Below are 18,382 nucleotides of genomic sequence, written 5' to 3'. Positions count from 1 at the left end.
CCGGGAACGCCCGCCAGCCCGGCGACTGTCGAACGCTGCCGGAACAGGCGGCTTTATGCGACGCTCGGCCATACACCGCGGATATGCTCGATACCGACCCGTCGGGCGGCGACGACGCGCCCGACGGCGGCTGGGCGTTCGTCGCGGATCGCGACGGCGCAGCGCGACTCATCGACGCACTGCTCGACCTCGACGCCGACGAGACGTACACGCGCTCCGAGATCGCCGACCGCGCCGGCGTCCCGCTCAAGACGCTGTACCTGAACGGTCTGCTCGAGGAGTGCGCCGACCTCGGACTGCTGTCCCAGGCCGGCGGCGACGGCGAGTCACCGACCGGCGAGGAGACGCGGTACCACGTCCACGCGGACAGCACCATCCTGGAGGCGGCCGCGGTGTTCGACGACGCCTGTCGCTCCCGCTCGGACTGAGTAACCGCGGCGCACGGGGTACGGGAGCGGTCCGAGCGCGCCCGCTCGGCGCTACCGCGACCGGTCGCCCTCGAAGTCGTCGAGCCAGCCGGTGACCGCCGGCTTCAGCGCGCCGGTCGTGCTCCCGACGTGGAGGAGCTGGTAGCCGTTCTCGGCCTTCTCGTTCACGTCGTCCATCCCGAAGCCGAGGCCGCCCAGCGCCACGTCCGAGTCGACGGCCGCCGAGCGGACCGTCTCGATCCCCTCCTGCACGTCGGGATGGTCGAACTCGCCGGGGTGGCCCAGCGACACGGAGAGGTCGAGCGGGCCGGCGAAGACGAAGTCCAGTTCCGGGACCGCGACGATGTCGTCGATGGCGTCGACGGCCTCGCGGTTCTCGACGGTGACGCCGAAGAACACCTCCTCGTCCTCCGTCGCGACGTAGTCCTCGGCCAGTCCCCAGCGGCGCGCTCGCGGGTTCGCCATCCCGCGATCGCCCGGTTCGCCGTCGTACTCGAAGCGGGCCGCGCGGGCCGCTCGTTCGACTTCCTCGACACCGGTGACCCGGGAGAGGAAGAGATTCCGGACGCCCGCGTCGAGGGCCTTTCGGACGAGTTCGGGTTCGGTCGTCGGGATCCGGGCGAGGAGTTCCGTCCCGGTGCCCTCCGCGGCGCGGAGCAGATCCTCCATGGCCGTCGCGTCCCAGGGGCTCGGCCCGCCGTGTTCGAAGTCGAGCCAGACGAAGTCCACTCCCAGATCCCCGTAGAACTCGATCAGCGTCGGGCTGTACGTGTTGTCGAGGACGCCGAGTGCGACCTCTCCGGCTTCGATTCGGTCTCGGACGGCGTTCTCGCGATGGCTGTCGACCATATCGGTCGTTCGGCCGACGCGTCCGTAAGGGTGGTGCAGGCAACTCCACGGTGCAGTGCGAGGCCGGTCCGAGACACCGGTCGCGAGACTGGTCCGAGACAGCGCTCGCGCGGCCGGTCCGAGACAGCGCACCTGCCCCCGCTCCGAGACACCCGAAACGTCTTTCTGACGGGTTCCGTACACTCGACTGTCATGGTCGCACTCGATTCGGAGGAAGACGCGCTCGACCGCGGCGACGCCGCACCGTCGTTCGAACTGCCCGGCGTCGACGGCGAGACCCACGGTCTGGACGACTTCGCCGACAGCGAGGCGCTGTTGCTCGTGTTCACCTGCAACCACTGCCCGTACGCGCAGGCGAAGTTCGACGAGTTGAACGCGCTCGCGGCGGAGTACGACGACAGCGAGCTATCGGTCGTCGGTGTCAACCCGAACGACGCCGAGGAGTACCCCGAGGACTCCTTCGACGAGATGGCCGAGTACGTCGAGAGCGGGGAGGTGCAGTACGACGCCTACCTGCGCGACGAGAGCCAGGAGGTCGCCGCCGCCTACGGCGCGGCCTGCACGCCCGACCCGTTCCTCTTCGCGCGCGAGGACGGCGAGTTCCGACTGGCCTACCACGGTCGCCTCGACGACGCGCCCAACCCCGACGACGAGCCGAGCGAGCGCGAGATGAAGGCAATCGTCGACCGCCTGCTCGCCGGCGAGGAGATCGACGACGAGTTCCGACCGAGCCGGGGTTGTTCGATCAAGTGGAAAGACGAGTGAGCGGCTGACTGGGGGCGTTCCCCGGCATCGGCGGCCGCGAGCCGAAGTTCCAAGCGCCGCCCCGCCGAGGAGCGTGCCTCGGGAACGACCAGCTCCGACTTCTCCGGCGAGACAGTCATCGTGACCGGCGGCACCTCCGGTATCGGCCGCGAGGTCGCGCTCCGCTACGGCGAGGCGGGCGCGACAGTGATCGTCGCGGACATGCGCGAGGAGCCGAAAGAAGACGACGTCTCGGCGCCGACGCACGAGGCCATCGAGGACGTGGGCGGCCGCGGGCAGTTCGTCGAGACGGACGTCTCCGACCCGGACCAGGTGGGGTCCGTCGTGGAGGCGCCCCGTGAGTTCGGGGAACCGGCGCCTTCGGCGCCGGATGCTTAGTAGCCCGTCAACGCTACTCCGCTCACAGATCGAGTTCGACGCGCTGTCCGCTCTCGGCGGATTCGTAGAGGGCGCGGATGACGCGCATGTCGACCATGCCGTGTTCGCCGTCGGGTTCGGGGTCGAGACCGTGCTGGAGGCGGTTGGCGAAGTAGTCGAACTCCTCGCGCATCTGGTCGACCGGTTCCGGCCGGTACTCGCCCTCGATGCCCGGCCCGGATACCCGGAGCACCTTCCGGGTGTTCGGGAAGAACAGCCCCTCGATGCTCAGTTCACCCTCGGTACCGACGAACCGGAGGCTCGAGGCCAGTGTCGCGCTGTGCGTGACGGTACACGAGGCGAGTTTCCCATCGGGGAACTCGAGCTGGAACGCCGCGTGCTCGTCGGTGCCCTCGTAGGCCGGCTGTTCGGACTCCGTCCGGGCGTACACCGCCTGGGGCTCTTCCTCCAGGATGAACCGGATCGTGTTCAGCGGGTAGATCCCGATGTCGTTGAGCGTCGTCCCGCCGGAGAGGTCGGGGTCGAACCGCCAGCTCGTCTCGTCGACTGCGTCGAGGATCCGGTCCGACATGTGCCCGAGTATCGAGACGACGTCGCCGATGGCGCCCTCCCGGATCAGTTCCCGGGCGCGGCGAGCCACCGGTTCTGTCTGGAGTCGGTAGGCGACCATCAACGGCACGTCCGTCTCCCGGCAGGCGTCGACGGTCGCCCGTGCGTCCTCGACGGTTGCTTCGAGGGGCTTCTCACAGAGGACCGCCTTGTCGTGCGCGGCCGCTGATTCGACGTTTTCGCGGTGGAGTCCGTTCGGCGTGCAGACGTACACCGCGTCGTAGGCGTCGGTCGCCGCGCCGTCGGCGTACTCGTCGTAGGTGAGCGTCGCCTCGATCCCCTCCACGTCGGCCGCGACGTCCTCGGCCTTCTCCGTGCTGGAACTGACTAGGGTCGTCGTCGTGCAGTAGTCGGCGTTTTCGACGGCGGGGATCGATAGCTCGCGCGTCCACCACCCGAGTCCGATCATCGCGAACCGGATCGGGTCCTCGTCCGTCGGGCGTTCCCAGTCGCGATCACTGAAGCTGTCGAGATCGATCTCCATAGGCGAGGATTCACCCCGCACAACAGATAATTGTCACGCACGAGGCGCCGCTACTGCGACACTCGCCCGAACACAGCGCACCGTCCGACAGGCCGGAGCCATAACAGCAAAGTACGGACCCGCGGATTCCCGGGTATGAAGGCGACCGCGAAGGCCCACCCGATCCAGGGGCTGGTCAAGTACCACGGGATGCGCGACGAGGAGCTCCGACTCCCGTATCACGACTCCATCAGCCTCTGTACCGCGCCGAGCCACACGAAGACCACCGCCGAGTTCGACCCCGACCTCGACGAGGACGAGTACCGCATCGACGGCGAACCCGTCGACGGCCGCGGTGCCGAGCGGGTCCGCGCGGTCGTCGACGAAGTCCGCGAGCGCGCGGGCATCGACCACCGCGTCCGCTTCGTCTCCGAGAACTCCTTCCCGACGAACATCGGGTTCGGCTCCTCCTCCTCCGGCTTCGCCGCCGCCGCGATGGCGTTGACCGAGGCCGCGGGCCTCGACCTCTCCCGGCCCGAGATCTCGACCATCGCTCGCCGAGGCTCCTCCTCGGCCGCTCGCGCCGTCACGGGCGCCTACTCGCACCTGCGCACGGGGGCGGACGACCACGACTGCCGGTCCGAGCGCATCGACGTCGCCGACGAGTTAGAGGAAGACGTTCGTATCGTCGCCGGGATGGTCCCCAGTTACAAGGAGACCGAAGCCGCGCACAGAGAGGCCGCCGAGAGCCACATGTTCGAGGGGCGACTGGCCCACATCCACGAGCAGATCGCCGAGATGCGCGGCGAACTCCGCGCGGGCGACTTCGACGCCGCCTTCGAGCGCGCCGAACACGACTCCCTGTCGCTCGCGGCGACGACGATGACCGGCCCCGCCGGCTGGGTGTACTGGCAGCCCCGCACCATCGAGATATTCAACGCCGTCCGCGAACTCCGCGAGGAGGGCGTCCCCGTCTACTTCTCCGTCGACACGGGCGCCAGCGTCTACGTCAACACCACCGCCGAGTACGTGGACCGCGTCGAGCGCGTCGTCGCCGACTGCGGCGTCGACACGCGCGTCTGGGAGATCGGCGGTCCCGCAACGATCCTCGACGAGAGCGACGCGCTGTTCTGAAGGCTCGGATTTCAGGCCCGAAAAACACTCTCAGACCGTCACGACGACTCGTCGGCTCGAACCGAGAACACCGGCACCGGCGAGTGACGCATCAGCCGCTCGGTCGTGCTGCCGAGGAGGACCCTGTCGAGGCCGCTGTGGCCGTGGGTCCCCATCGTCACGAAGTCGACCGACGAGTCGTCGACGTAGTCGAGCAGGGCGGACCCGGGTGATCCCTCGACGACGTCGGTGGTCGCGTCGAGTCCCGCCTCGCGCGCTCGGCCGGCGACGCGCTCGGTCGCGTCTTCACCGCTCTCGACCAGCGGGTCCAGCAGGTCGCCCGTGGCGACGTCGCCCCCGCCGCCGGCGCCGGCCACGCTACTTCCCGTTCCGCCCGCGAGCGCGCTCACGTCGATCACGTACACCGCGTGGACCGTCGCGTCGAACGCGTCGGCGACGGAGAGTCCGTGGTCGACCGCCGCCTCAGCCGCGGGACTCCCGTCGGTGGGGATCAAGACGTCGTCGTAGTCGGTGGACGGCGGCCCGTTCACCGCTCGAACCGTCACGACTGGCACCCGCGATTCTCGGACGACCCGTGCGCTCGTACTGCCGGTCAACACCCGCGAGATCCCCGTTCGACCGTGAGTTCCCATCACCACGAGGTCGACCCCGTTCTCGACGGCGTAGTCGTCGATCGCTTCGGCCGGATCGCCGTCGACGACGGCGGTCTCGACGGGGCGATCGCCCATCGATTCGGCCGCGGACGCGACCGCGGCCTCGGCGTCGGCCTCCAGCTCCGCGACGAACTCCTCGTCGACCCCGCCCGCGTCGAACGGGCCGGCCTCGCCGTCGACGTCCACCGCGCCGAGGACGTGAATCGTCGCGTCGAACGCCTCGGACAGCGCGAGCGCGTGGCCGGCGGCCAGCTCGGCGGTATCGCTCCCGTCGGTCGGGACGAGGATGTGGTCGTACATACTGCGGATTGGGGTTCCGAACGTTTCAACGACAGGATGGGGGCGCCACGCCGCGGATCAGTCCGCGTCGGGGCGGGCGGCCAGCACGGGAACGGGTGACCGGCGGACGAGCCGTTCGGTCGTGCTCCCGAGGAGGACCCGGTCCAGGCCGCTCCGGCCGTGGGTCCCCATCGTCACGAGGTCTATCGACGCCTCGTCGACGTAGTCGAGCAGTTCTGCGGCCGGGAACCCGGGTTCGACCGCGGTCACCGCCTCCGGCCCGGCCGCGCGGACGCGTTCGGCGATCGATTCGGTGGCGTCCTCGCCCGCCTCGGTCAGGCGCTCGATCCGGGCGGTCGGCGGTGTGGCCGCCGACCCGGTCGCGACCGCGCCGATGTCGACCACGTGGACGACGTGGACCGTCGCGTCGAACGCGTCGGCGACCGCGACCGCGTGGTCGACGGCCGCGCCGGACGCCTCGCTCCCGTCGGTGGGAACCAGCACGTCGTCGTAGTCGGTCACGGGCGGAGCGTCCGTGTTCCGTGCAGTGAGGACCGGAACGGTCGCGTGCCGGAGGACGTGTTGCGTGACGCTCCCGGTGACGAGGCGCCTGAGACCGCGCTGGCCGCGGGTCCCCATCGCGACGGCGTCGACGGGGTGGTCGGCCGCGTATTCGACGATCGCTCTGGCAGGGTCGCCCCGGACGACCGCCGCCTCGACCGTGACGCCCTCGGGAGCCAGCGCGGCGGTGTCGTCGAGGGCGGACTCGCACTCGGCCTCGACGCGCTCGACGAACGCCTCGTCGACCCCGCCCACGTCGAACGGGCCGGCCGCCCGGTCCACGTCTGCGACGCCGAGGACCCGCACCGTCGCGTCGAACGCCTCGGCCAGTGCCATGGCGTGACGGGCCGCTCGTTCGGCGTGTTCGCTGCCGTCCGTCGGAACGAGGATCGACTCGTACATGAGTGATCGTTCTCGGGCGCGGTATTTCAAGGGTCCGCGGAGTCGCGGTTTCGGGAACGCGCGAACACGCCGGCTCGGTCCTCCCCGTCAGTGGGCTTTTCTCGGTCCGAGCCTCAGTTCCGGCATGCGCGTCGCCGTCTTCGGTGCCGGATACGCCGGACTGACACTCGCCCGCGAACTCGAATCGGAACTCCCCGCGGACGCGGAGCTGGTGGTCGTCGACGAGGACGGCAGTCACCTCGTTCAGCACGAACTCCACCGCGTGGTCCGCCGCCCGGGCCTCGCCGACGAGATCGTGGTCGACCTCCACGACGTCCTCGACCGCGCGATCGTCCGGGAGGCGACGGTCACCGACCTCGACACCGCGGCGGGCGTCGCCACGCTCGACCACGGTGACGTCGTCCCCGGGACGGACGGCGAGGACGAATCGACGACCGTCGTCGGCGAACCGACGGCGACGGCGGGCGAGACCCGTCTCCAGTACGACGTGGGCGCGGTCTGCCTCGGCGCGGCGACGAACTACTACGACCTCGTCGGCGTCGAAGAGCACTCCACGCCGCTCAAGCGCATCGACCACGCCGAGCAGGTGCGCGCGGACTTCCTCGACGCCGTCGCGGCGGGCGACCCGGTGGACCCCACCCGCGTCGTCGTCGGCGGCGCGGGTCTCTCCGGGGTGCAGGTCGCCGGCGAACTCGCCGCGCTCGCCAGCGACGAGGGCGCCCGCGAGTCGACAGAGGTCGTCCTGCTCGAACAGGAGGCCACCGTCGCGCCGCGGTTCCCCGAGAACTTCCAGCGGGCGGTCCGGGACGAACTCGAAGCACGGGACGTCCGCGTCGAGACCGGTCGGGCGGTCGCACGGGCCGACGACGACGCGATCACCTTCACCGACGACGAGACGATGGCGTACGAGCAGCTCGTGTGGACGGGCGGCATCCGCGGGTCGGACGCGCTCGACGGCGAGCGCCCGGTCGTCCGCAACACGCTCCGCTACGAGGACGGCACCTTCGTCGTCGGCGACGCCGGGCGCATCGTCGACACGAACGGCGAGGCCGTCCCCGCCAGCGCACAGGCGGCCATCCGCGAGGCCGGCGTCGCCGCCGACAACATCGCCCGCCTCGTCGAGCACGAGCGCTCGGGGACCGGCGGGTTCGAACCCCGACTCGACGGCTACCGCTTCGACTCGCTGGGCTGGCTCGTGAGCATCGGCGACGGCGCCGTCGCGCAGGTCGGTCCAACGGTACTGAGAGGACAGGCCGCGAAGGCGCTGAAAACCTCCGTCGGCGCGGGCTACCTCTCCAGCGTCGGCGCCGTCGAGAACGCGGTCGACCTCGTGCGCGAGGAGGTGGGATGGCCGGACGGTGAGGACGACGATTCGGTCGAGAAGAGCGAGACGGAGTAGTCAGCCGGCCACTTCGTCCAGATCGAGTTCGGGCGTCGTCCAGATGACGAACTCGCCGTCGCGGTCGACGACGCCGTTGACGTGGTCCTGGTCGACCGGCGAGGGGTTGACCTCGTCTTCGGTGATGGGGGTCACCTGGTTCACGTCGTCGACGACCCAGCCGACGGCGCCCTGGTCGTCGAACGCCTCGGGGTCGAAGACGACGATCAGGTCCTTGCTCCCCTCCTCGGGGATGTCCAGCAGGTGCTTCGGGTCGAGGATGGTCGTGATCTGGCCGCGCAGGTCGACGACGCCCTCGACGCAGTCGGGCGTGTTGGGCACTCGCGTCACCGTCTCGCGCTTGACGATCTCCTCGACGTACTCGATGTCGAGACAGTACTGCTCGCTCCCGAGCGAGAACTCCAGTACCCGGGTCTCCTCGCCGGTCTCCGTCTCCGACGCGTCCGCGCGGCCGGCGGCCCCCGTCACTCCGACGCCCGCGTCGTCCGCCGACTCGTCGTCAGAATCGGCTGCCTCGTCGGCGTTCGTCGACGTCAGTCCGGCCTCGCGGGCCATCTCCTCGACGTCGACGTCCACGTCGCCCACGTCCGCGCCGGGGATGTGGATCGTCCCGTCGCCGTCGTCCGACTCGACCGCCGCCTCGTCGACGTCCAGGTTCGCCACGGCCTCGGCGGCGGCCCGGTCGACGCTGTCGGCGTCCGCGTCACTCGCGTCGTCGGCCGACTCGGCGGAATCGGACGACTCGTCGACCGCGGGTTCGGTCTCCGTGGCCGTCTCGTCGGCGGATTCGCTGTCCGCAGGTTCGTCAGCCGATTCGGCGTTCGCAGGTTCGTCGGCGGATTCGGCCTCCGAAGTCGTCTCGTCGTCCGATTCGGCGTCGGCGCTCTCGTCTTCGGCGGCTCGGTCGGCGTCGTGTTCGTCGCTCGATCCGTCGGTCTGTGGCCGGGAACCCTCGCGCATCTCGCGGATGCGCCGGGCGCGGTCCATGCGTTCGTCGTCGTCTGTCATGCTGGTACCTCCGTGTAGCCGAACTGCCGGTCCAGGTCCGCCGCGATGTCCAGGAACACGTCGGCCATGTCGACCGACGGGTCGTAGGCGAAGATCGACTCGCCCGCCGAGAACGCCCGCTGGAGCGCGACGCGCTTGCGCACCTCCCAGACTGGGTCGTCGGCGAACACCGCCTCGAACCACTCGAGCATCGCCTCGTCCTCGCCGGTCGTCTCGACGCGGTTCGCGACCACGCCGAGCGTGTCGACGGCGATGTCCGTCTGTGCCTCCAGCGCGCCCATCTGGTCGACGAGCAACTCGATCGCCCGCTCCGAGGTCGCCTCGGTCAGCGCCGGGACGAGGATGTTCCGCGTCGCGTAGATGCCCGTGTCCGTCAGCTTCCCGTAGAACGGCGGCGAGTCGACGACGACGTAGTCGTAGTCGTCTTCGACGGCCGCGAGCGCCTCGTCGAGCGTGTCGAGCGCGTGCCCGCCGGACACCGTATCGGGCGTGACGTTGACCGCGAGCGCGGACAGCGCCTCGGGGTCGATTCCCACGTCGCCGGCGGTCGCCCGGGCGACCAGATCCGCGATGGTCAACTCGCGCTCGGCCTGGAGCATGTCGATGTTGCTCGGCACCACGTCCATCTCGGGATGTTCGACGATCAGGTCGCCCAGCCGGTCGCGCTGGTCGGCGTCGGTCAGCACGTCGAACAGCGACGGCGGCGCGGCGTCGTAGTCGTCGAGCAGTCCCAGCCCCTCGGTCGCGTTGCCCTGTGGGTCGAGGTCGACGAACAACACGTCCCGGCCGCGCTCGCCGAGCGCGGCCGCGACGTTGATCGCGACGGTCGTCTTGCCAGTCCCGCCCTTCGCGTTGGTCACGCAGACGCGCGCCGGTCCGGTACTTGTCGCCACGTTACTCCGCTGTCGGCCCTACCGGCTTATAAAAATACGCGCCGGGCTATCAGAAGCTGAAATCGGCCGGCGGCGCGGCCGTCGGCCCGAGTTCGAGACCGACCGACGACCGAAACCCGAAGACCGCGTCCGTTCGGTAGACGGCCGATCGCGGCGGAAACGCCGTCAGACGGGCGTCTGACCGTGTGCAAGATTTATCAGGACGGGGTCGAATACGGACAGTATCGATGACGATCAACCCCCGGGACTACGACCTCAACGAGCTACGCGAGATGGCGCGCAAGCGCAAAGACACCGACGCCGGCGGGGCGCGGCCGGACGACCCTCGCACGGAGGATCCGCGACCGGACGACCCGACGGAGATGGAGTGGGGACCGCTGGACGACGGCGGCGACGTGAGCATGTCCGCCGGTGACTCCTTCCGGGCGGGGCTGTACCGCGAGCTCCTCCCGCTGGTCGGCGCGAACGACGACCTGCAGAAGCCGTATCTGCGGGGCGTCCCGGACACCTACGCCGCGGAGTTCGTCGTCTTCGAGTGGCTGGAGTTCCTCCTGATGCACGCCGGGTACCAGGGCGCCGCGGACGCGCTCCACTACTACGAGTCGATCGACTGGATCACCGAGGACGTCTCCGGACAGCTCAACGACTACCTGCTCGGCATCGACGAGAACGGGTCGAACGACGACGCCGACCTCGACGTCGACGACCACATGCTCAGTCTGGTGTACATCGCGAAGCTCACCGGGATGCAGTAACGGTCCGAGTCCCGCCACGACCGAGACGCCGACCGCGGGGGTGGTCGGCGCTACACTTTCTCTTCGACCGTTTCGCCGAGGTGACTGCGGAGCAACTGCAGGAGCACGGTCGCGATCCCGGTATCCGAGCTCCAGATCGCGGTCTCCATCCTGACGCCCGGCAGGTCCTCGCCGCCGAGGACGCTCAGCAGGACGGTGTCGCCGTCGACGGCGAGCATCCGGCCGGCCGCACTGGCCGTCAGCTCCTCCGGGAACGACATGATCTGGACTGGAGAGTCCTCGAACGCCGCCGCGACGTCCGGGTCTTCGACGTACTCGCCGGAGACCCACACGTCGACCTCCTCGGCCCGCTCCCCGAGCGCGGCCACGACTTCCTCGTCGACCAGTTCCGGGCTGCTCGCGAAGAGGACTCGCTCCTCGGCGTCGGCGACGATCTGCCGGATACGCGAGGACACGTTGTCCTGCCCGTGGACCGTCCAGACGCCCTCCTGGTGTTCGTCCTCGTGGTCCGTGCCGCGGCGGACGGTCTCGAGGTACTCGAAGGCCCGCTCCTGCTCGCGCTCGAAGCGCTCGGCGAGCGTCTCGCGGGCCTCCTCCAGCGGGACCGCCCGGTACTGGATGGGGTTGGACTGCTGGACCTCGACGAGCCCCCGCTCCTCCAGGTTCTCCGCCGCGCCGTACACCTGCGAGCGGGGCACGTCGGTCATCCGGTCGACGTCGCGGGCGGTCCCGGTGCCCAGCCGTTCCAGCGCGATGAACACCGCCGCCTCGTACTTCGAGAGTCCCAGTCGCTGGAGCGCCTCGGCCGCCGCGTCCTCGTCCGCGTCGGTCATCGGTCACCGTCCCGTCCGTCGGTCCGGCGACCGTCCGTCCGCCGCTCCGTGTCGGGTCGCTCGTAGCCGTCCTCGGCGGTCGAATCGCCGTCGGCGCCGTTCGTCCGCACGTCCGCCGACGTCTGTCCGTCAGACGCCGCCTGGCCGTCCGTCGACGCCTGACCGTCCGTCGCCACGCCGTCGTCGCTGGCGTGTTCGTCGAGCCACGTGTGATACACGCGTTCGAACTCGTCGACGGAGAGGCCGCCCTCGGCGAAGTGCCGGCCCGCGTCGGCGAGGTCGCGTTCGTCCACGCGACCGTCAGCGAGGATGCTCTCGGCCACGTCCGTCGTGACCGGCACGACGTCCGGGCCGGCGACCGGGACGACGTGGTCCGGGAACAGCAACTCGCCGTCGAACGCGACCGACTCACCGTCCCCGAGGTCCGAGGGGACCGCGAGCGTGTACTCGACCTCGGCTCGGGTGTCGGACGGGAGGCCCCAGAGAGCGTACACCCGACCGTCCGCGGCGACCCGCTCGATCGGCTCCGGCGAGACGCTGTCGAGCGTGATCGTCCCGACCGACGGGGCGTCGCGGAGGACGACCCGCCCGGACGCCGACGGGAGCGAGACGGTCACGCGGACGGTGCCTCCGGGGCGAACGCGCCCCGGGTCGAGCGAGCGGGTCGCGAACGGCGGCGCGTCGCCGTTCGTCCGCGCCGTCGCCGTCGGGACGCCGGACGCGGGTGCAGCGTCGGTCGCGTCAGTCGTGGTGGGCGCCGGAGCGTCGGCAGCGCTCGCGGCAGCGGTGTCGACCGAACTGGCTGCGCCCGTTCCGTCGCCGCCGACCGGACCGCCGTCGAACGAGTCGGCGCCGGACGCACCGGCACCGATCGGGTCCTCGCCAGCCGAATCGTCCGGTTCGAAGGCCCCGGTGGGCCCCGCGTACCGCGACCACACGGCGAGGAGGCTCGGGAGGACGAACACGCTCGCGAAGAACGCGTAGACGATGGTGAGCCCGGTGATGAAGCCGAACTGCTGGAGCGGCGGGAGGATGGCGAACACGAGGACGCCGAACCCGCCGACCGTCGTCGCGGCGCTCCCGAGCAGGGCCCCGCCGGTCCCGGTGACAGCGGTTCGCATCGCGTCGCTCGCCGACCCGTTTCGGTCGAGTTCGAGGCTGAACCGCTCGCTGACGTGGATGCTGTAGGCCACTCCGAGCCCGATGGTCAGGCTGGTGATCATCCCCGTCAGGAGGTTGAACGGGATGTCCAGCAGGTACATCGTCCCGAGGATCCACGAGACGTTGAACACGACCGGCAGCAGGGTCACCAGACCCAGGGTCGCGCTCCCCTCGGCGACGCGGTAGACGACCATCAGGAAGACGAAGGAGACGACGAGCGTGATGATCAAGCTCTCGACGACCGTCTGGAGCAGGTCGTCCTGCACGATCTTGTCGACGATCGGCCGACCGGTCGCGGTGACGGTCACGCCGTCGCCGGTGACGGCCGACTCGACGTCGTCCATCTGGTTCGCGACCGCCGACCCCGACGCGCCGCCTTTCAACGAGACCGTCAGGCGTAGCGCGCGGTACTCGCCGTCCTCGCGATGGACGACTTCGCCGGCCTCACCCGGCGCCGCGGCGAACAGGCCGTCGTAGACGCCCTCGACGTTCCGGTCGGGGACGCCGTCGCCGTCGGTGTCGGCGGCCGCGAAGGTGGCGTTGAACGTCTCGTTGGTCGCCGCGACCGAGCGCATGACCGTGAGCGGGCTCCGCACGTCGGCCTCGCCGTTGGAGAGTCTGACCGTCGCGTCCTTCTCGGCGGCCAGTCTTCCGGTTCGGTTCACCCGCTCCAGCGCGTCCGCGCTGGCAACGTCGTCCTCGAAGAGGAACTCGGCGGTCGCGTCCTCCCGGAGGAAGTTGTCGTTGACGTACTCGAAGGTCGCGCGCATGGAGTACTCGCCCGGGCGCATCTGCTCGGGCAGCGAGTCCATCCACTCGGGGGGCTCCTCGGCGATGAAGTCCTTCTGCTCGAAGGAGGTGTCGACGTTGGTCGCGCCGTACGCGCCGCCGGCGCTGACCAGCAGCGTGAGGACGATGACGGCCCACGGCGCCCGCTCGGCCGCGGTCGCACCGACCGAGAGCACTCGACTGAACGCGCCGCCGCCGGTGCCGAAGGCGCGCTTCCGGCGGTCGAACCCGAACCGCTCCAGCAGGCTGTCGGCCTCCACCTTGAGCGCCGGGATCAGCGCACCGAACACCACGAGCGCGGCGGCGATCCCGACCGCGCTCACGACGCCGAACTCGCGGATCGGCCCCACCGGACTGGTGAGGTTCGAGAGGAAGCCGATGACCGTCGTCGCGGTCACGAGCACGAGCGCGGTGCCGACGCCCGCCAGCGCGGTCCGCATCGACCCGGCGACGGAGGCGTCGTCGCCGTCGGTCGCGAGTCCGCGCTCCTCCCTGTGACGCATGAAGACGTGGATCGCGTAGTCGATAGAGAGCCCGATCAGGAGCACCGGAATGGCGACGAACAGCTGGTTGAACGCGATCCCCATCCAGCCCATGTACCCGAAGGTGAGGAGCAAGACGAGGGCCAGTCCGACCACGCCCAGCACGATGTCGAGCAGGTCGCGATAGGCGAACGTGAGGACGATCAGGACGAACACGGCCGCGAAGGGGCCGACGACGACCAGGCTGTCCTCCATCGACCGGTTGGTCTCGTCGGCGATGATGCCGGCACCGAAGGTCATCGTCTCGTCACCGAGTTCCTGGTGGGCGAGGCTCTGGATCGTGGTCTGCGAGCGCTGGATGCGCTCGCTGGCCGACCCCTGGGAGACCGCCGAATCGGTGGTCTGCGTGAGGACGATCATCGACGCCTCGGCCGAGGTCGCCCCCGGCTCGTAGCCCGTCGGCATCAGCGCGAACGCGTCACCGCTCCCGTCCGCACCGAGGACGCGCTCGACGGTCGACTCGACGGCCGACGCGTTCATCGATTCGAGCTGTTCGGTCTGCTCGGCCAGCGGCGGCATCGACCCGTTCTCGACGCGCTGCTGGAGGCGCTCGCTGTCGGACTCGAGTGCCGCCGCTCGCTCCTCTAGAGCGCGGGCGTCGGGTGCGAGGACGCGCTCGATCCCGGCGTACACCGTTCCGAACTGGGCAGCGATCTCCCCGCTTCGCTCCCGGTAGGTCGACTCGTTGATCTCCCCCTGCGCGTAGGAGGCGTTCAGCGCCGCCTGCTGGGACTGGAGCGACCGAGCCTCCCCGGTCAGGTCCGCGAACGTCGCGGTCTGGTCGGCCGACAGTCCCGTCGTCGCCGCCTCTCGCGTGGCGGTCAGGTTCCGCTCGATCGCCGCGGCGCGCTGGCGGTAGGTCTCGTCGTCGACCTCGTCGCGTGCGTGCGAGCGGTTGAGTTCGACGTACGACTGCTGGAGCCCGCGGGTCCGGTTGAGCGCGTCGCTCAGTCGAGCGCCCCGTTGCTCGAGGCGACGCTGGTCAGCGCGCAACGCCGCTCCGCGCTCACTGAGGTTCTCGCCCTGTTCATGCCGGATCGCCGCCGTCGCGACGACGTTCGCGATCCCGACCGGCGCCTGCGACTCCGAGAGCGTCCGGTTGATCTCCGAGTCGTCGAGCGCGGCCCGTTCGAACCGCAACTGGTCGAGCAGCGCCTCGCGACTGAGCACGTCGTCACCGCGGACGACTACCTGTACGGTCGTGGTGTCCTCGTCCGCACCGAAGTTCGAGTTCACGTAGTCGAGCTTCTCGGCCTCCGTCGAGTCGGTCTCGAACTGCGAGAGCGACGAGGAGTCCTCGACCTGCGCGGCACCGGCGCCGACCGCGCCGATCACGACGAGCAACGCGACGATCACCAGCCGCCTGCGTGCGACGATACCGTTCGCGATATCACCGATACCGACCATCAGCTGTCCCTCCTGTCGACGATTAGGCTGTGTTTTCCCATCACGACAAGTCTGTTGTTAGAATCCTACTAACGGACTGGCTTAAGCGTACCGAATGGTCAGTGGGCTGGAACCCGGGCCGCCGGCGACGTCGGCAGGTGCGAGGCAGTCACGCGACCGGCGGCGCAGCGGCGGGCGCACCGTCTCCTAATTTCCGGGAGCGGGCGCGGTAATTTCCGGGCCGGCCGACGTTCACAGAAACGATAATCTGCGGGGTACATTTATCCGGGGAGACGGATTAGCCGGGGTATGAGCGACGACGAGGCGGTTCCGATCGGTGTGAAGCTCGGGAGTACGCGAACGGTGATCGCGTACCCGGACGACGACGGCGAGATACAGACGATCCGGACGCTGACGTGTCTGGCGACCTACGAGGACGCGCTCACGGGCGAGGAGCGAGTCCTCTACGGCGAGGAGGCGGCCACCGAGTACCCGGACGAGGTCCAGTTCATGCTCCGGTCGGGACTGCCCGAGGACGAGGAGCGGGCGGAACTCACGAAGACGTTCTTCGAGGAGGTCATCGACGCCAACGACGTGCCCGAGAACAGCGGCGTGGTGTACGCCATCCCGACCATCGACAACCCCGAAGGGCTCGAGAACCTCGAAGACGTGATCGAGAGCTCCTCGATCGGCACCGCACTGGTCGAGAGCTACCCCGAGTCGCTGTGCGGCGCGATCCCCGCCCGCGGCGACGACCTGGAGGCGATAGAGGAGATCTTCGTCGCGGTCAACATGGGGTCGACGAACCTCGAAGCGTCGGGTTACCGCCGGGGCGAACAGCTCGCGCCCTTCACGACCGGCGCCGTCACCGGCAACGAGGTCGACCGGATGATCGCCAACTACGTCGAGGAGGAGACCCAGGGTCGGGTCAACATCGACACGCAGACCGCTCGGGAGTACAAGGAGGAGCACGCCGACTTCGACTCCTTCGAGCCGTTCACGGACATCATCCAGCAGCCCGGCGGCGGCTCTCACGAGTTCACCATCGAGCGGAGCGTCATGGACGCCTGCAACGAGTACCTCGACGACGCCGTCGAGGAGTTCTGCAACACCTTCCTCCCCGAACTCGCCAACGACTACATGAAAGTGTACCAGCTCGCGCTGGACAACCGTATCGTCCTCACCGGCGGGATGGCCTGCATCCCCGGCATCGTCTCCGAGTTCGAGCGCCGGGTGAGCGAGGAACTCGACCGCGAGGTCGAAGCCGTCGCCGCCAGCCAGCCCGATATCTCGCCGTCGCTGGGCGCCCAGCGGATCGCGGGCCGCCTCGTCAGCAACCACTGAGGCCGGAGTTCGCCCGGTCTACGCGCCCGCCCAGCTCTCGAACCACGAGACGAATCCGCGCGTCGCGGCGTCGAGATCGCCGTACTCTCGCGTTCCTGGTTCACACCGCGTGCCCGTCGCGTCCGCGCCCGTCCGATCACCACGCCCGGCGGCCTCACCACGGAGGTCCGCGGGCAGTTCTATCGTGAATCGAGCCATCCACGGCCTCGTTTCGTGAGTTCACTTGTAAAACACCGTCAGACGGGCGTCTGCCGCGGATGTAGGCCCGCGCTACCGCGTCGGCGCGTCACCCGATCCCGTCACTCCGCGCGACCGGGCCGCTCCGAGTCCGTACGCCGTCCTGAGACGTATCAGTCAGCGATCCTAGTCACTCATTACCCCCGGGAGTGTACGACTCCCCATGGCCCCGATTATCAATTCGTATAACCCAGAGGGCGTCGACGAATCGACGCTCCGGGGGACGGGGCGTGGGGGAATTCTCTCGGACGGGTACCTGCGAGACGAACCGCTCGCGGCGTACCTCGGGGACGACGAACGGCCGGTGATCGCGCGCTCGAACACCAAGAAGGGCGTCTCCCGGGGGACCATCGACGGGGACGAGACCGAGCAGATCGCACCCGGGGACGGGTATCGGGCCTTCGCGCTCGCGACCGACACCAGACTGCTCTTTGTCGTCGGTGATACCGACGACGGCGACCGCTCGATCAGCGTTCCGCTGGCCGACGTGGAGGTCGTCGAACACAGCGAGAGCGTGCTCGCCAGCGAGTTCGTCGTCACGACCGCGGCGGACGTGCAGTGGTACTTCCCGTGTCGCGACGACCTCTCGTCGATGGTCGACTACCTCGACGCCGCGTCGATGCGATGGATCGCGGTCGAGGAGCGACTGGACGACGCCAGAGCGGCCGTCGACGACGCCGACAGCCTGACGCGCTCGCGCATGTACGACGACGCGATGGCGGCCGTCCGCGACGCGATGGCCGAGACCGACGCAGCCCGACAGAGCGAACGCGAGCTCAGCGAGTCGGGCGTCCGTGCCATCACGGCGCGCATCGAACGCGTCGAAAACCGCATCGCCGACGTTCGACTCCGGGCGCTGGAGGGGCGCGCCGCCCACACCATCGACCTGGCCGAGGACCACTGGCGCGACGGCGAGTACGAGGCCGCCCACGACGCGTACGGCGTCGCCCACGACGACTACGAGGAGGCGCTCGCCGCGAACGCCCACGACGACGAGGTCGCCGACCGCCTCCGGCAGAAGCTCGAACGGGTCGAACGCAACGTCGCGGCGCTCGAACGGGCGCCCGTCGACAACGCGGAGGACGCCCGCGACCGGGCCGAGGAGACGGACGACCTCCGCGAGCGAGCCGACGAACTGGAGTTCGCGCTCGACCGCTACCGGACGGCGCTCGAACTCGACTGGGGGCGCTCGGCCAAGCGCTTCGAGGGCGACCCGGCCGCCATCCGCGACGCCATCGACACCGTGGCCCGGGAACTCGTCGAGACGCGCCGTCGATTCGCCGCACAGCGCGTCCAGCAGGGGGACCGCCACCGTGACGGTGGCCAGCTCTCGCGCGCCGAATCGTGCTATCGAGCGGCCCTCGACGCGCTGGCACAGACCGTCGCGCCCGCCCGCGAGCTCGTCCCGGACGAACTCGACGCGGTGACCGACCACCGCGACGCCGTCGAGGCCCGCCTCCGCCAGCTGGACACGACCGACGACCAGACGCCGATCCCCAGCGGCTCGCACTGAC

At 69.6% G+C, this 18,382-nt stretch carries 16 protein-coding genes and 1 pseudogene; 8 read left to right on the top strand and 9 right to left on the bottom strand.

What is annotated here, in order from left to right:
- The first annotated feature begins 83 nt into the window (after positions 1-83).
- The gene (locus tag D1409_RS00645; RefSeq protein WP_123533038.1) at positions 84-428 is read left to right on the top strand and encodes a hypothetical protein; all 345 of its coding nucleotides are present in this window, start codon (positions 84-86) and stop codon (positions 426-428) included.
- A 51-nt stretch (positions 429-479) separates the two neighbouring features.
- Here the strand turns inward: D1409_RS00645 and D1409_RS00640 are convergent, their stop codons facing one another.
- Positions 480-1,277, bottom strand: a complete 798-nt coding sequence (locus D1409_RS00640) for an HpcH/HpaI aldolase family protein (RefSeq protein WP_123533037.1) — start codon at positions 1,275-1,277, stop codon at positions 480-482.
- A gap of 192 nt (positions 1,278-1,469) precedes the next feature.
- Here D1409_RS00640 and D1409_RS00635 point away from each other — a divergent pair, with 192 nt between their 5' ends.
- Complete coding sequence (locus D1409_RS00635) at positions 1,470-2,042, top strand: thioredoxin family protein (protein ID WP_123533035.1); 573 nt, start codon at positions 1,470-1,472, stop codon at positions 2,040-2,042.
- 117 nt (positions 2,043-2,159) lie between these two features.
- Positions 2,160-2,390, top strand: a pseudogene (locus D1409_RS00630) (SDR family NAD(P)-dependent oxidoreductase); the annotation flags it as partial.
- Between the two features lie 52 nt (positions 2,391-2,442).
- Here D1409_RS00630 and gfo6 read toward each other — a convergent pair.
- Complete coding sequence (gene gfo6, locus D1409_RS00625) at positions 2,443-3,513, bottom strand: D-xylose 1-dehydrogenase Gfo6 (RefSeq protein WP_123533033.1); 1,071 nt, start codon at positions 3,511-3,513, stop codon at positions 2,443-2,445.
- Positions 3,514-3,648: 135 nt separating this feature from the next.
- Between gfo6 and mvaD the strand changes: the two genes are divergently transcribed.
- Positions 3,649-4,626, top strand: a complete 978-nt coding sequence (gene mvaD / locus D1409_RS00620; protein ID WP_123533031.1) for a phosphomevalonate decarboxylase MvaD — start codon at positions 3,649-3,651, stop codon at positions 4,624-4,626.
- A gap of 38 nt (positions 4,627-4,664) precedes the next feature.
- Here the strand turns inward: mvaD and D1409_RS00615 are convergent, their stop codons facing one another.
- Positions 4,665-5,579: a universal stress protein gene (locus D1409_RS00615; protein ID WP_123533029.1), complete on the bottom strand. Its 915-nt coding sequence runs from the start codon at positions 5,577-5,579 to the stop codon at positions 4,665-4,667.
- Positions 5,580-5,636: 57 nt separating this feature from the next.
- Complete coding sequence (locus D1409_RS00610; protein WP_123533027.1) at positions 5,637-6,521, bottom strand: universal stress protein; 885 nt, start codon at positions 6,519-6,521, stop codon at positions 5,637-5,639.
- 124 nt (positions 6,522-6,645) lie between these two features.
- Between D1409_RS00610 and D1409_RS00605 the strand changes: the two genes are divergently transcribed.
- Positions 6,646-7,920, top strand: a complete 1,275-nt coding sequence (locus D1409_RS00605) for an NAD(P)/FAD-dependent oxidoreductase (protein WP_123533025.1) — start codon at positions 6,646-6,648, stop codon at positions 7,918-7,920.
- On the opposite strand, the gene D1409_RS00600 is transcribed toward D1409_RS00605, so the two are convergent.
- Both D1409_RS00600 and D1409_RS00595 read right to left on the bottom strand, forming a co-directional pair.
- Positions 7,921-8,928, bottom strand: a complete 1,008-nt coding sequence (locus D1409_RS00600) for a chemotaxis protein CheW (protein ID WP_123533023.1) — start codon at positions 8,926-8,928, stop codon at positions 7,921-7,923.
- A complete protein-coding gene (locus D1409_RS00595) occupies positions 8,925-9,821 on the bottom strand; it encodes a ParA family protein (RefSeq protein WP_123533021.1) in 897 nt (298 codons plus the stop codon). The genes D1409_RS00600 and D1409_RS00595 overlap by 4 nt, the downstream gene beginning before the upstream one ends.
- 227 nt (positions 9,822-10,048) lie before the next feature.
- On the opposite strand from D1409_RS00595, the gene D1409_RS00590 reads away from it, so the two are divergent.
- Entirely contained in the window at positions 10,049-10,576 is a 528-nt protein-coding gene (locus tag D1409_RS00590) for a FlaD/FlaE family flagellar protein (RefSeq protein WP_123533019.1), read from the top strand.
- Positions 10,577-10,626: 50 nt separating this feature from the next.
- Here D1409_RS00590 and D1409_RS00585 read toward each other — a convergent pair whose 3' ends face one another.
- Both D1409_RS00585 and D1409_RS00580 read right to left on the bottom strand, forming a co-directional pair.
- Positions 10,627-11,409, bottom strand: a complete 783-nt coding sequence (locus tag D1409_RS00585) for a TrmB family transcriptional regulator (protein ID WP_123533017.1) — start codon at positions 11,407-11,409, stop codon at positions 10,627-10,629.
- Positions 11,406-15,308: an MMPL family transporter gene (locus D1409_RS00580; RefSeq protein WP_123533014.1), complete on the bottom strand. Its 3,903-nt coding sequence runs from the start codon at positions 15,306-15,308 to the stop codon at positions 11,406-11,408. Before D1409_RS00580 ends, D1409_RS00585 begins: the two co-directional genes overlap by 4 nt.
- Positions 15,309-15,596: 288 nt before the next feature.
- Here D1409_RS00580 and D1409_RS00575 point away from each other — a divergent pair, with 288 nt between their 5' ends.
- The gene (locus tag D1409_RS00575) at positions 15,597-16,631 is read left to right on the top strand and encodes an acetate and sugar kinases/Hsc70/actin family protein (protein WP_123533013.1); all 1,035 of its coding nucleotides are present in this window, start codon (positions 15,597-15,599) and stop codon (positions 16,629-16,631) included.
- Positions 16,632-16,649: 18 nt separating this feature from the next.
- On the opposite strand, the gene D1409_RS00570 is transcribed toward D1409_RS00575, so the two are convergent.
- Entirely contained in the window at positions 16,650-16,829 is a 180-nt protein-coding gene (locus D1409_RS00570) for a hypothetical protein (protein WP_123533011.1), read from the bottom strand.
- A 202-nt stretch (positions 16,830-17,031) separates the two neighbouring features.
- On the opposite strand from D1409_RS00570, the gene D1409_RS00565 reads away from it, so the two are divergent.
- On the top strand, positions 17,032-18,381 hold the full coding sequence (locus D1409_RS00565) for a hypothetical protein (RefSeq protein WP_123533009.1): 1,350 nt from the start codon (positions 17,032-17,034) through the stop codon (positions 18,379-18,381).
- Position 18,382 lies beyond the last annotated feature (1 nt).

Source organism: Halosimplex salinum (genome assembly GCF_003730195.1).
GTDB classification, from domain to species: domain Archaea; phylum Halobacteriota; class Halobacteria; order Halobacteriales; family Haloarculaceae; genus Halosimplex; species Halosimplex salinum.
Note: the sequence above shows the minus strand (reverse complement) of the source record. Positions and strands in the feature narration are given on the sequence as shown.